This is a genomic window from Wolbachia endosymbiont (group A) of Epagoge grotiana (assembly GCF_947251775.1).
Taxonomy (GTDB): Bacteria; Pseudomonadota; Alphaproteobacteria; order Rickettsiales; family Anaplasmataceae; genus Wolbachia; species Wolbachia pipientis.
The window spans coordinates 976,641-989,464 of record NZ_OX366387.1 but is presented as its reverse complement, the minus strand read 5'-3'; the positions used below and the strand labels follow the sequence as shown (position 1 = coordinate 989,464).

Annotated in this window: 10 protein-coding genes, 1 tRNA gene and 2 pseudogenes; 6 read left to right on the top strand and 7 right to left on the bottom strand. The window is 34.5% G+C overall.

The window, feature by feature from the left end; all coding sequences use genetic code 11:
* Positions 1-12: 12 nt before the first annotated feature.
* The gene (locus OPR50_RS04545) at positions 13-1,338 is read right to left on the bottom strand and encodes an IS4 family transposase (protein ID WP_264339118.1); all 1,326 of its coding nucleotides are present in this window, start codon (positions 1,336-1,338) and stop codon (positions 13-15) included.
* An 841-nt stretch (positions 1,339-2,179) separates the two neighbouring features.
* On the opposite strand from OPR50_RS04545, the gene OPR50_RS04540 reads away from it, so the two are divergent.
* The 4 genes from OPR50_RS04540 to OPR50_RS04525 all read left to right on the top strand — a co-directional run bounded on the left by OPR50_RS04540 (position 2,180) and on the right by OPR50_RS04525 (position 5,320).
* Positions 2,180-2,779, top strand: a complete 600-nt coding sequence (locus OPR50_RS04540) for a peroxiredoxin (protein ID WP_012673206.1) — start codon at positions 2,180-2,182, stop codon at positions 2,777-2,779.
* Positions 2,766-3,713, top strand: coding sequence for a thioredoxin-disulfide reductase (gene trxB, locus OPR50_RS04535; protein ID WP_264339488.1), 948 nt, complete (start codon positions 2,766-2,768; stop codon positions 3,711-3,713). Before OPR50_RS04540 ends, trxB begins: the two co-directional genes overlap by 14 nt.
* An 89-nt stretch (positions 3,714-3,802) precedes the next feature.
* Positions 3,803-4,174: an ankyrin repeat domain-containing protein gene (locus OPR50_RS04530; protein ID WP_265023854.1), complete on the top strand. Its 372-nt coding sequence runs from the start codon at positions 3,803-3,805 to the stop codon at positions 4,172-4,174.
* 108 nt (positions 4,175-4,282) lie between these two features.
* The gene (locus OPR50_RS04525) at positions 4,283-5,320 is read left to right on the top strand and encodes a coiled-coil domain-containing protein (protein ID WP_265023853.1); all 1,038 of its coding nucleotides are present in this window, start codon (positions 4,283-4,285) and stop codon (positions 5,318-5,320) included.
* On the opposite strand, the gene OPR50_RS04520 is transcribed toward OPR50_RS04525, so the two are convergent.
* Genes OPR50_RS04520 through OPR50_RS04510 form a run of 3 tightly spaced genes read right to left on the bottom strand, consistent with a single transcriptional unit; the run spans position 5,317 to position 8,730 of the window.
* Positions 5,317-6,246 carry a tyrosine recombinase XerC gene (locus tag OPR50_RS04520; protein WP_264339486.1) on the bottom strand — a complete coding sequence of 310 codons (930 nt, stop codon included), beginning with the start codon at positions 6,244-6,246 and terminating at the stop codon, positions 5,317-5,319. The genes OPR50_RS04525 and OPR50_RS04520 overlap by 4 nt on opposite strands.
* Positions 6,247-6,248: 2 nt before the next feature.
* Positions 6,249-7,628 carry a dihydrolipoyl dehydrogenase gene (gene lpdA, locus OPR50_RS04515; RefSeq protein WP_265023852.1) on the bottom strand — a complete coding sequence of 460 codons (1,380 nt, stop codon included), beginning with the start codon at positions 7,626-7,628 and terminating at the stop codon, positions 6,249-6,251.
* Positions 7,621-8,730, bottom strand: coding sequence for an outer membrane protein assembly factor BamB family protein (locus OPR50_RS04510; RefSeq protein WP_265023851.1), 1,110 nt, complete (start codon positions 8,728-8,730; stop codon positions 7,621-7,623). The genes lpdA and OPR50_RS04510 overlap by 8 nt, the downstream gene beginning before the upstream one ends.
* 357 nt (positions 8,731-9,087) lie before the next feature.
* Here OPR50_RS04510 and OPR50_RS08815 point away from each other — a divergent pair.
* Positions 9,088-9,694: pseudogene (locus OPR50_RS08815) on the top strand (transposase); the annotation flags it as partial.
* On the opposite strand, the gene OPR50_RS04500 reads toward OPR50_RS08815, so the two are convergent.
* Positions 9,690-11,015: an IS4 family transposase gene (locus tag OPR50_RS04500; RefSeq protein ID WP_264339118.1), complete on the bottom strand. Its 1,326-nt coding sequence runs from the start codon at positions 11,013-11,015 to the stop codon at positions 9,690-9,692. The pseudogene OPR50_RS08815 and the gene OPR50_RS04500 sit on opposite strands and share 5 nt — an antisense overlap.
* Before the next feature lie 92 nt (positions 11,016-11,107).
* Here OPR50_RS04500 and OPR50_RS04495 point away from each other — a divergent pair.
* Positions 11,108-11,454, top strand: a pseudogene (locus tag OPR50_RS04495) (transposase); the annotation flags it as partial.
* Between the two features lie 106 nt (positions 11,455-11,560).
* On the opposite strand, the gene OPR50_RS04490 reads toward OPR50_RS04495, so the two are convergent.
* Positions 11,561-11,647 (bottom strand) — tRNA-Ser (locus tag OPR50_RS04490).
* 31 nt (positions 11,648-11,678) lie between these two features.
* Positions 11,679-12,485: a DUF2163 domain-containing protein gene (locus OPR50_RS04485; protein ID WP_010962809.1), complete on the bottom strand. Its 807-nt coding sequence runs from the start codon at positions 12,483-12,485 to the stop codon at positions 11,679-11,681.
* Positions 12,486-12,824: the final 339 nt, after the last annotated feature.

Sequence of the window (12,824 nt, the reverse complement as noted above, 5' to 3'; positions counted from 1 at the left end):
ATACGCGTCAAGTTAAGAGATTGTGAGCAAATTTAGAGAGGTTAAAGTGGATACTCTAGCCCTTCTACGTTTGTCTTTTAATGAAAATCGCGACCAAGTTATAGTGAGTTTTTTAAGAAATGCTTTTAAACTATTAATTTTGGTTAATACTAAAAATAACTCTCTAACCCGCCTTTTTAGCTCAATAAATGCCTTTGTTAAGCTAAGTTCTGTATTCTTTTTCACTTCTGTGCAACCAACTATGCCGTGAAATATAAGAATTGCGCACAATTTAGCATATAGTTCACATAATACTCTGCATGGCTTTCCTTTTAGCTTATCAAGCCTGATATGGCTTTTATACAATTTAAATAATAACTCAATTTGCCACCTTACTCTGTAAATCGTTAATACTTGCTCAGCACTAATTTTATTTTCTGGAACATTAGTTATAAATATTGACCAGTTCAACAATTTTTGATTTCTTTTAGAGGATGTATATCCCTGCGATCTTGCTAATCTATTAGCTTTCCTTCTTCTGGCCATAGACTGTTCTTCAGTTAGTTTCTGACATATAATTCTTACTCTAATTTTTGCTTCTTTTCCTAACAATACCTCGTTTTCTAAAAATAACTTATCCTCTAAACATTCTAATAACTCCATTTTTTGATTTGTTTCTACATCATATATGTTGGTATCGGATTTATAACGACTTATGAAATAAGCTCCTATTTCATTGATTTGTTTAAAAGAACTTGGCACAAAATAACCGAGATCAGATATTAGCAAATCATTGCTTAATATATTACTTAAATGTTTCCTATATCCCTGGTCTGATCTTACCCCCTCCGTTAAATTAAGTTGGTCTATTATCTGATTCATGTAGTCGAAAACTAATTGTAACTTTATTCCAGACTTAGTATTGCTTTCATAGCCACTGTAGCTAGTACCATAACCTTTATACATCTCTTCCATACTGTTAGGTAGAGTAATATAGCTACTGTCCAATAATTTAACACTATTAAATTGCTGTAAGATTTTGCAATCAACTTGCAAGATATTTTTAAAGAGAATCACAGATTCATTATACATCCTTTTCATAAATTCCACTGCTTCTTCAGTAAATCTAAAATCCAAACCTTGTTTTGTTATATCTATCGAGTCCTCGTTTAGTAATTGACACATTGTTTCTACGCTACAATTATCAACTCCTATATTACCCAAGACCATGGCTTTTACGAATGATGAACCTTTTAGCTTTCTCTTTCTTTTTATAAACCTTGTTGTAATTGAGATTTTCTCTGCTTTTTCATTAAAAAATTCTTTGAGCTTTTTTGATAAGCAAGTTATTTTATTCATTGGTTCTCTCACTAAAAGTATATCTGGGAGAACTTATACCTTATTATTCTATCTCTTTCATACCTTTATTTTCTTAACTTGACGCGTATGGCTGTATGAACATTGTAGCCGTTATTCAAGTAGCCCGCAGAAGCGAAAAACTTACTTGACAAACTCCGCCAACTCCCTTATCATGAAACTGAAGCTATTTATTTATCTTCTCTGTACAGATTAAATGACAAAAAAACTCACGTATCTGGCGTCTCATGTTTAATTTTTTGCACTATGTGCACCTTATGTCTTTATAAAACTTCTAGGTTTTTACCTAATATAAGCTAAAATGCGCTTATAAAGCATTTAAAACATAAAAAAACGCCAACTTAAAAAATGGATAGTGAATAACTAGCTACCCTAGGGTTTCTTTTGCCTTTTTTTCTGTTTAGTAAATTTCTTAATGTTTATAATTTAGATTAGTTGCGGCTTAAAAGCAACTGAATCGCGGTTATTAAACGTTTAGAATAAAAAAACGCCATACTTGAAAGTATAATGTAAGTAATTAGCCAACCACGGGGCTTCTTTTGCCTTTTTTTTCGTTTGGCAAATTTTTTAACATTTATAGCTAAACGACAACCGTCATCCCGCTACTTGTGAGCGGCTGAGATACCGTGGCGGTATGACGGTTCGCGGTGGCATGACGTAGAATTTTATACTCACCAACTCAGTATTCCAACCTGGATTGTATCTTATCGGTAAAAAAGAAGAGCTATTTTAGGAAGTTTTTATAGGACTAAAACCAAAGAAAACTTGCATATAAGTTTATCAAGATGTAAAATTAAAGTTATTTTAAAAGAATAGGTTAATTATGAATCTTGTAACAAAATCTGCTATCGATTTTACTGCTTCATCTGTTCTCTCTGACGGAGAAATTGTTGATGATTTCTGTCTGAGTAAGCGCATAAAAAATAAGTATGCTGTCCTTTTTTTCTATCCACTTGATTTTACTTTTGTTTGCCCAACTGAATTGATATCGCTCAATAATAGAATAAATGAGTTTGCAAAGCGTGGTGTTGAAGTGATAGGAATAAGTGTAGATTCAAAATTTTCACATTATAAATGGCGAAACACTCCAGTTAATGATGGTGGTATTGGAGAGATTAGCTACACTTTAGTGTCTGATATCAAAAAGTCTATATCAAGAGACTATGGGGTCTTATATGATGACTCAATTGCGCTGAGAGCAACTTTCGTTATTGATGATAAATTTATTGTACGTCATCAATCGATAAATGATTTGCCTTTAGGGCGTAATATCGATGAATTCGTTAGAATCGTTGATGCAATTAAACATAATGAGGAGCATGGTGAAGTATGTCCAGCAGGGTGGAAGAAAGGTAAGCCAGCAATGCAGGCAAGCGATGAAGGAGTAGCTGATTATCTAAACTCATACAGTGAAGAATTATAAATTTAGTACAAAAGTTCTTATTATTGGATCTGGGGCAGCGGGTTATGCTGCCGCTATATATGCAGCACGTGCAAACTTAGAGCCAATTGTAGTAACGGGAATGCAGCCTGGTGGTCAGCTTACAATTACTACAGATGTTGAAAACTATCCTGGTTTTGTTTCAATACAGGGTCCAGAACTAATGGAGCAAATGAGGTTTCATGCAGAAAAGGTTGGAGCAAAAATAATAGATGATGAGATAAAAAGCGTTGAACAACTTGAGGACTTTAATGAGTATAGATTTAGATCTTCTGGTAATATCAATGACTACTATTCAGATGCAATTATCATTGCATCTGGTGCGCAAGCGAAGTGGCTTGGTTTAGAAAGTGAAAAGAAATTTCAGGGTTATGGGGTTTCAGCTTGTGCGACTTGCGATGGTGCATTTTTTAGGAATAAAGTTGTAGCTGTGATTGGTGGTGGAAACACTGCTGTTGAAGAAGCAATATTTTTAACTCGATTTGCCAAAGAAGTGATATTAATACACAGGCGTGATAAATTAAGAGCGGAAAAAGTAATGCAAGATAGGCTCTTTAAAAATGATAAAATAAAAGTAATGTGGAACCATACCGTAGAGCAGATTCTTGGAGAAGAAAATCCAAAAAGGGTTGCTGGTATTGCGATTAAATCAGCAGAGATCGATAAAACCCAAGAATTAAAAGTGGATGGAGTGTTCATTGCAATCGGGCATGCACCAAATGCGGGTATTTTTAAAGGCTTTGTTGAAATGGATGAGCAGGGTTACATCATTACAAAACCTGGAACAACTTTAACTAGTAGGGCAGGAGTGTTTGCTGCAGGTGATGTTCAAGATAAGGTATATCGTCAAGCAGTAGTTGCAGCAGGAACAGGATGCATGGCTGCGCTTGATGCAGAAAAGTTTTTGGAGTCGTAGTTAATTCTAGGATTTTAGATAAATTGCTTGCAATTTTCCTTTTCTTTTACATAATTATATTAGTAAATCATTAATAAAGAGGGTTTAGTATGCCTTATAGAAACGGTGTAGCATATTATAGAGCTTATGGAGGTGGTGATAACACGGCATCGCAAGCTCGAAATCCGACAACTTCAAGACAGCTAAGTGAATCAACAAAACAGCTATTTAAGGCTATTGATGATGGAAACCTAGAAGATTTTAAAGAAGCTCTGGCAGAGGGTGCGGATGTTAATGCGTTTGATAAAGAAGGCATGACACCTTTGATGTCCATAGTTACTAATTTGTCTGCAGGCTCTGAAACAGAAAAAGAATATCAGAATATGATTAGGTTGCTCCTACTGCACCGGAGCATAGATGTTAATATTTCTGAACAAAATAATAACAATACAGTTTTGCATCTAGCAATGTGGTTTCAATAAAAGAAAACTTTACAACTCTTACTAAGTCATCCAAACATAAACACTTATCTAACCAATAAAAACCATCAAAATCCTGAGGAATGTGCTAGACAAAATCGTGCTGGGCATTTGATAATAGAAATACAAAAAGCACAGAAAGGAAAAGAATTATTAGCTGCTCTTTCTAGCGGAAATATTTGCCAAGCGAAAACACTATTGAATCAAGAGCTTCATCCTAATTGCTGGAGAAGAACCCAAGATGGAAGAATAAAAACACCACTTAGCTTAATTATTCGATTATGTTTACGAACGATAACAGAAGATAAAAAAGAAGTATTGACAAAACTTTTAAAACATAAAGACCTAGATTTTAGTTACGAGCAGTATGCACAATTAAAGCAAACAATTGAACAAGCTATTCAGAGCCGATTAACTGATACTATTAATAGAAAAGATTTAGATGATGTGAAAAAATTAGTAGAAGATAATTGTTTTATAAATCGTGCAGTTGTTACTGCTGCATTGGGGGGTGTTGATAATCCAGTTAACTCTATTAAAGATTATTTAAATGAAAAATTTCCTGCAAATACGAATAATATACCAGAAGATTTTGAGAAGTTTTTACAAGGGCTTGAAAGAACAAAAGCTCAACTTGTAGAGAAAGAGCAAGAGCTAACGAATAAAACTAGCAAAATTTCACTATTAGAAAGAGATTTAGGGCAAGTAAGACAGGAAAAATCGGCTCAAAAAACAAAAATCAATGATCTAAATAGTGAAGTAACTCGACTTAATAGAATTGTGTATGGAAGAGCAAGCGACACTGTCGAAATTTTACAATTAAAAAGAGATTTGAAACAAGTAAGGGAAGAAAGAGATAGGCTTTCATCAGAAAATAGACTACTCCGTAGTAATAAAAACGAAAAATCCTCGCAAGCAATTTCTTCTGGTAGAAAACTAAGCAACTACGCTTCTGCATGTTTTATATTGCTTGGAGTATATACTGTTGTTGCATGTTTAGTAATAGAAGATTATCCAGGGATAATAAGTGCTTTCTTTACAGCAGTTGCACTGGCTTTTTTTTTATTAGGATGTTGTAATTTATATAAAGCAAACACAATACTTAGTGATGTTGAAAGCACTCAGCTTGGTGGTTTAGAACGAAGTTAAAGTTTTGATTTCTTCTCCAGGCCCTGCTGAAAATTTTTGTACATGTTAAAAACATCTTGATAATTGAGGTGAGTGTAAATTTGAGTAGTTTCCAGGCTTGAGTGACCAAGCAGTTGTTGTATTGATCTTATGTCAATATCTTCCTGAAGCAAATGAGTAGCAAAACTATGGCGAAATGCATGTGGAGATAAAATTTCTGGTAAATTTAACATTCTCCTTATTTTTTGCAAACGATTGGCCACATAAGTTCTTCCCAATTTTTTTCCTCTTACTCCCAAAAAAAGATATTGTGCTTCATCATTAATGCCAAGATAAGGACAGGCTTTTACATATTCCTGTATACATTTTTTTACTACCGGAAGAATGAATACCTGCCTTTGTTTATCTCCCTTACCTGTTACTATTAAACTTTCATTGTTAATATCACTAACCCTAAGGTTCAACGCTTCACTGATTCTTAAGCCTGTACCATATAGCAGGACGATAATCGCAATTTCTCTTTTTACCACCCAAGGTTCACCCAGGTCGGATAGTTTCATTTCTTTCAATAAAGTTTTTATATTAGGTATTGATAATGCTTTGGGCAGAGTTCTTCTCTGAATTGGCCTTGATAAGGAAAATACAGCTTCATTGTCTATATTGTGGTTATTTTTTATGTACTTGAAGAAATTTCTGATTACTGAGAGTGCTCGAGTGTTGGATCTTGCGTTTACACCTCTTGCGTAACGAGAGGTAAGCCAACTTCTTAACTCAGGTATGCTTAAATTTTTCAGAGTACCAACATTTACTTCTCCACCAATGTGAGTATTTAGGAAACTTATAAGATCCTTCAAGTCCCTCATGTATGATTCCAAAGTGTTTGGTGAATAAGATCTGTTGCACCTCAGCCACTCATACCATTTTTCAATGATTGAACCGAGGTCCACAATTATTTTTTAAAGAAAGCATCGATGCACGCATCTCGAAAGGCTTCATTTATATCAGGATGAGAGTGACAAATTCTGTATATATCCTCTACTGCTGCGCCATATGCCATTGCAACCGCTGCTTCGTTGATTAGCGTGTCAGCGTATGCTCCTATGATATGCACACCTAGTATTGTATCTGCCCTGCTACAAGTCAGCACTTTCACGAATCCTTCAGCATCATCAGTTATTTTTGCTCTGCCGTTTGCAGCAAATTGACATTTACCAACTTTGTACTTACGGCCAACACTTTTCAACTCCTCTTCAGTTTTACCGATTGAAGAAACCGCAGGGTGAGTGTAAATGACAGATGGTATGATTCCATAATCAACGTGAGGTGACTGTCCTGCTATTATCTCTGCAACTGCCACTCCTTCTTCCTCTGCTTTATGAGCAAGCATTGCTCCACCGATCACATCACCAATAGCAAATATTCCTTTCACATTAGTTTCATATCTGTTGTTAACTTGAACGAAACCGCGATTATCTTTTTCTATTTTTTCATCAATACCAAGATTCTCAGTGCATGGTTTGCGTCCTGCTGCCACCAATACCTTATCCGCCTCTATAGTGTTTGTTTGATTATCTTTTACAGAGCAAACTTTCACACTCAAAGAATTACTACTTTGTTTTATCTCCTCAACTTTAGTGCTAAGTAAAAATTTTATTCCTTGTTTTTGTAGACTAGAAAGTAGAGACTTACTTAATTCTCCATCCATTGCTGCAGCGATTCTGTCAAAAAATTCTACTACAGTGACTTCAGACCCTAGCCTCCTCCATACAGAAGACATTTCAAGCCCTATTGCCCCAGCTCCGATTACGACAAGTTTTTTTGGTACTTCAGTTAAAGATAGTGCACCGGTGGAAGAAATAATGTCTTTCTCATCGATATTAATTCCTGGCAAAGAAATAACGTCAGAACCGGTTGCAATTACTATATTTTTTGTCTTCAGCACCTTACCTTCAACTGAAACTTCAAGATTACCTTGGTCAAAAGAAGCAAGCCCATTGATTTTAGTGATTTTGTGAAGGTTAAACAGATATTCTATACCTTTTCCAAGTTCCTGAACTCTGGCGTCCTTATAACCTAGCATTTCTTTTAAATCGAAACTTGCGTCCTTAATTTTTATGCCAAGCTTCGACAGATCATTTTTCGTGTGAGCATACTGATAGGAAGAATGGAGCAATGCTTTGGAGGGTATGCACCCAACTCTGAGGCATGTGCCACCAAAAATGCTATTTTTATCTATACAGGCAACTTTCAATCCAAGTTTTGCAGCAGCGATAGCGCACTTATAGCCTCCTGGGCCACCACCTATAACAATTAAATCATAATCAGTCATAAAAAACAAACCTATTTTCTAAAGAATAAACACCTTTTCCCTCAGTTGTTACATATATCTTATTGCGAGTAAACACTGGAGTGTGAAACACATTACCAGGTACTTTTACTACCTTTCCTGCACTTTCAGATCCCGGAAAAGCAAACATTGAACTTTTATTGCTTGTCACCCACAGTGTATGGGCATGCATAATTGGAGCAAATAGTTGCGTATTTTCTATTAAATCAGATGCCCAGACTATTTCTCCATTTTTTATATCCAGGCCAATTATTTTATCATCTTTAGTAACTATAAAAATTCTTCCGCCTTCTTTTTGTTTCTCTGCAGGAATAAGAGGACTATAATATGACTCAATGTCTGATACACTTTTTACTTGCAGTGACTTTGACCATAAAATATTTCCTGATTTTACGTCAATACCATAAATATAAGAATTATTTGTAGCTATTAAAGTATCGCCAAGCACTCTCGGTGTAGTAGTTACATCTGTGAGCTGTGTATCCAAAAGGTTTGTAGCCAATTTTTGGCTCCACAATTTTTTACCATCTTCATTAAAAGCTATTAACTCACCATTTGAAAATGGTGCTATTATTTTATCGTTAGAAGTTGTTGGCGATATGGAATACAAACCTCGAACCTCATTGATACCGTTTTGATAAGCCCAAGCGGAGCTGCCATCTTTTATATCAAACACGTACAGATAATTATCAATAGTCAATACTACCAATTTATTATTTATTACTGCTGCTTTTCCTCTTACTGGAGCTCTCAATTCTTTTTCCCACTCAATCTTGCCAGTTTTTGCGCCTATTGCGTGTAAAGTGTTATCCACTATAAAGAAAACATTTTTTTCATAATGTGATAGGCTCATGTTACCAATTTTTTTCCTATGTGAGAGGTGTAATTTCCAATTCATAGCCTTTGAGTTATCAATATCAAAGGAATATAAAGCGCCGTGCTTGTCTGATAAAATAACGCTATTTTCTATAAGCACTGGAGCTACATATCCTTGAGATAGTTTTTTATCCACTAGACTTATTCTCTCGCTTGCCATTGTGTAACTGCTACACAATAACATTATCATGACAATTATTACTTTCATTATTTATTGAAAACAAGATTCATTAATATACATCTTAAGAACCTTAATTACAACGGAAATGTTCTTGCTGCATGTTAAAAACGTTGATTTATGAACGAAATATTATATTATTATGTGAGATAATGTATATTCTTAGAGGTAGTACACCTCATCCACTATGCAGCAACGTGCATAGCTGTATGAACATTGAGATATAAAATAATTTATACCAAGAAGAAAGATGTCATCCAAATAGCCTCTTTTCCTGTCATCCCAGTGCTTGACACTGGGATAGCTTTGTTGCATAGCAACTGAAAAAATCTGGTGGCTACTGACAAAATTCATTATAAATAGCTATTTAACTGTTGAAGAAAAAATATGCCACAAAAAATGAGAGTTAGTAACTGCCATGAATATAACAAATTTCTAGAAAAAAGAGGAAATATTTTTCGTTACATCGATAAAGCTATCGAAAATTGGTATGAAAATAGTCCAAAAATGCAGGGCGGCAACTATATTTATAGTGATAAAGTTTTGATTTTAGTGCATATAATCGTTAATCTTTTTAGAATTGGCTTAAGACAAACAGTCGGGTTTATAAAAGGATATTTGCAACAAATAGGAAGAGATTTGGCAGTTATCAGCTATTCGCAAGCTTCAAAAAAAACTTAATATTAAGATCAATGATTGCAGAATTGATAAAAATAATATGGAAGATATCGAAATTGCCATAGATAGCACAAGCATCAGCATTTATAACAACACACAGCAAGGAAAATAGCGCTGATAGAAAATATCGTGGCTATGAACAGACAAGAAAATTGCATGTAATGTTGAATATAAACAGCAAAAAAGCCATAGCTGCAAAATACAGTAACGGTCTGATCACTATGGAGCTTGCGATTTACTTAAAGGAGTTAATTTTCAGCATGCCATAAAAGCACTATATGCAGACAGAGCATATGACCATACGCGTCAAGTTAAGAGATTGTGAGCAAATTTAGAGAGGTTAAAGTGGATACTCTAGCCCTTCTACGTTTGTCTTTTAATGAAAATCGCGACCAAGTTATAGTGAGTTTTTTAAGAAATGCTTTTAAACTATTAATTTTGGTTAATACTAAAAATAACTCTCTAACCCGCCTTTTTAGCTCAATAAATGCCTTTGTTAAGCTAAGTTCTGTATTCTTTTTCACTTCTGTGCAACCAACTATGCCGTGAAATATAAGAATTGCGCACAATTTAGCATATAGTTCACATAATACTCTGCATGGCTTTCCTTTTAGCTTATCAAGCCTGATATGGCTTTTATACAATTTAAATAATAACTCAATTTGCCACCTTACTCTGTAAATCGTTAATACTTGCTCAGCACTAATTTTATTTTCTGGAACATTAGTTATAAATATTGACCAGTTCAACAATTTTTGATTTCTTTTAGAGGATGTATATCCCTGCGATCTTGCTAATCTATTAGCTTTCCTTCTTCTGGCCATAGACTGTTCTTCAGTTAGTTTCTGACATATAATTCTTACTCTAATTTTTGCTTCTTTTCCTAACAATACCTCGTTTTCTAAAAATAACTTATCCTCTAAACATTCTAATAACTCCATTTTTTGATTTGTTTCTACATCATATATGTTGGTATCGGATTTATAACGACTTATGAAATAAGCTCCTATTTCATTGATTTGTTTAAAAGAACTTGGCACAAAATAACCGAGATCAGATATTAGCAAATCATTGCTTAATATATTACTTAAATGTTTCCTATATCCCTGGTCTGATCTTACCCCCTCCGTTAAATTAAGTTGGTCTATTATCTGATTCATGTAGTCGAAAACTAATTGTAACTTTATTCCAGACTTAGTATTGCTTTCATAGCCACTGTAGCTAGTACCATAACCTTTATACATCTCTTCCATACTGTTAGGTAGAGTAATATAGCTACTGTCCAATAATTTAACACTATTAAATTGCTGTAAGATTTTGCAATCAACTTGCAAGATATTTTTAAAGAGAATCACAGATTCATTATACATCCTTTTCATAAATTCCACTGCTTCTTCAGTAAATCTAAAATCCAAACCTTGTTTTGTTATATCTATCGAGTCCTCGTTTAGTAATTGACACATTGTTTCTACGCTACAATTATCAACTCCTATATTACCCAAGACCATGGCTTTTACGAATGATGAACCTTTTAGCTTTCTCTTTCTTTTTATAAACCTTGTTGTAATTGAGATTTTCTCTGCTTTTTCATTAAAAAATTCTTTGAGCTTTTTTGATAAGCAAGTTATTTTATTCATTGGTTCTCTCACTAAAAGTATATCTGGGAGAACTTATACCTTATTATTCTATCTCTTTCATACCTTTATTTCCTTAACTTGACGCGTATGGAGCATATGACAGACATAAACTCTATAAATTCTGTGATGAATGCGGCATAAAGACAAAAATTCCTCCAAAAAAACAATGCAGCAGAGCATCCAAAGTATGGCAGAGAGAAATGCTGCAATTAGACTAATAAAGTCATACAGCGAAGATGGAATGAAGAGGTGGAAAAGACAAACAAACTACGGAAAAAGATCTTATGTAGAAAGTTTTTTCTCGCGACTGAAACAAACATTCGGGTTTAATTTTCGGAACAAATCTGAAATTAATCGTGGGAAGGAACTGCTACTCAAGTGTTATTTGCTTAATCAATTTACTGACATTGGTATGGCTAAATTTGAAATGGCTACATGAATTTATCGTAAATTACCACCGCATAGTTGTAACATTGTACCATATTACAATGTTCGTACAGTTGTGTGCGCGACCGGGGGTTTTATACTATTCTAGAAGTAACATACGGAAAAGGGGGGATTCGAACCCCCGACATATTTTCATATGTGCACGCTTTCCAAGCGTGTGCTTTAGACCACTCAGCCACCTTTCCATGCTTATTCATAATATTGAAAATTGTACTGCTAAACAATATAAAAACCTGGTATATAGGGTTCACCACGAAAATTCACAGTATTGTTAAACTTGCTTCTGCAAGTTGGAAATGTTTTATCGCAACCTGCGAGTATTGAATATTTATCTCCAGCAAAAATTTGGTATGGAGGCGAAGTAAACAACGTAACTACTTTATTTTTATATTCTTTTACTACACCTTCAAACGCTATTGAGCCAAAGAATTTTACTACTCCGTGCTTATAATATTCATCACTCTCAGTTAAATTCGTGTCTTCAAATCTTCTTTCGTCTATTACTTTAGTGATTGTACTTATTTTACTAAATTTTTTAGTATCGGCTTTACATTTATCATCGCAAAATTGTGCTCTGCATGCAGGAGAGTATAATTCTGCTATGCTTCTCTCAAGCTTTGCTGAAAGCCCTCTAATTTCAACAATAAATCTTCCACTACTTAATGTCACTTTACCAAAAATTCCTGAATGTAGATTCATTGTTCCCTGGGTCAAGTCTTTATAATTCACAAGAAATATTTCAATATTTGCAAAGTCGTACTTTCCTGATAAAACATCTTCTTCTTTAATATCAGCACTATTTAATATCCCTTCAATTTCTAGATTATCAGTTTTTAAATCGCTGTTTAATATTATACTACTGGCTGTAAATCCACTTGAAGATTTATAGAGTATATTATCAATATTTAAATCTTCATCATAGTCAGTGAATCCCATTACTTCTCCACCTGCGAGCTTTAATTTCCAGCACGTAGCGGTGGTAAGTAATTCTCCAGCTAAATGATTTTTTAGTGTGGTTTGCATAGGGGCCTCCTGCTTAATTGATTAAATTTGAAAGTAGCTATACGGCCAGTAGAATAAGGGCAGTGTGTTCTTTTTTCATCATCTAAGTAGCCATAAAGCGTCATTCCGGTGACCATAGGGTGTCATTCCAGTGCTTGACACTGGAATCCAGGAAATTTTGCTTGTAAGTAAGCAAACTGATTTGGTGAGCATAAAAAGTGGCTGATCTTATGCTGAATAAACGCTTTTGATGAAGTTGCATGGAAAGCTGGATCCCAGTGTCTGGGCACTGGGATGACATCCTTCTTGGTGGAGTGTCCTCAAATCACAATGTTCGTACAGTTGTGTGTCACGCACTGG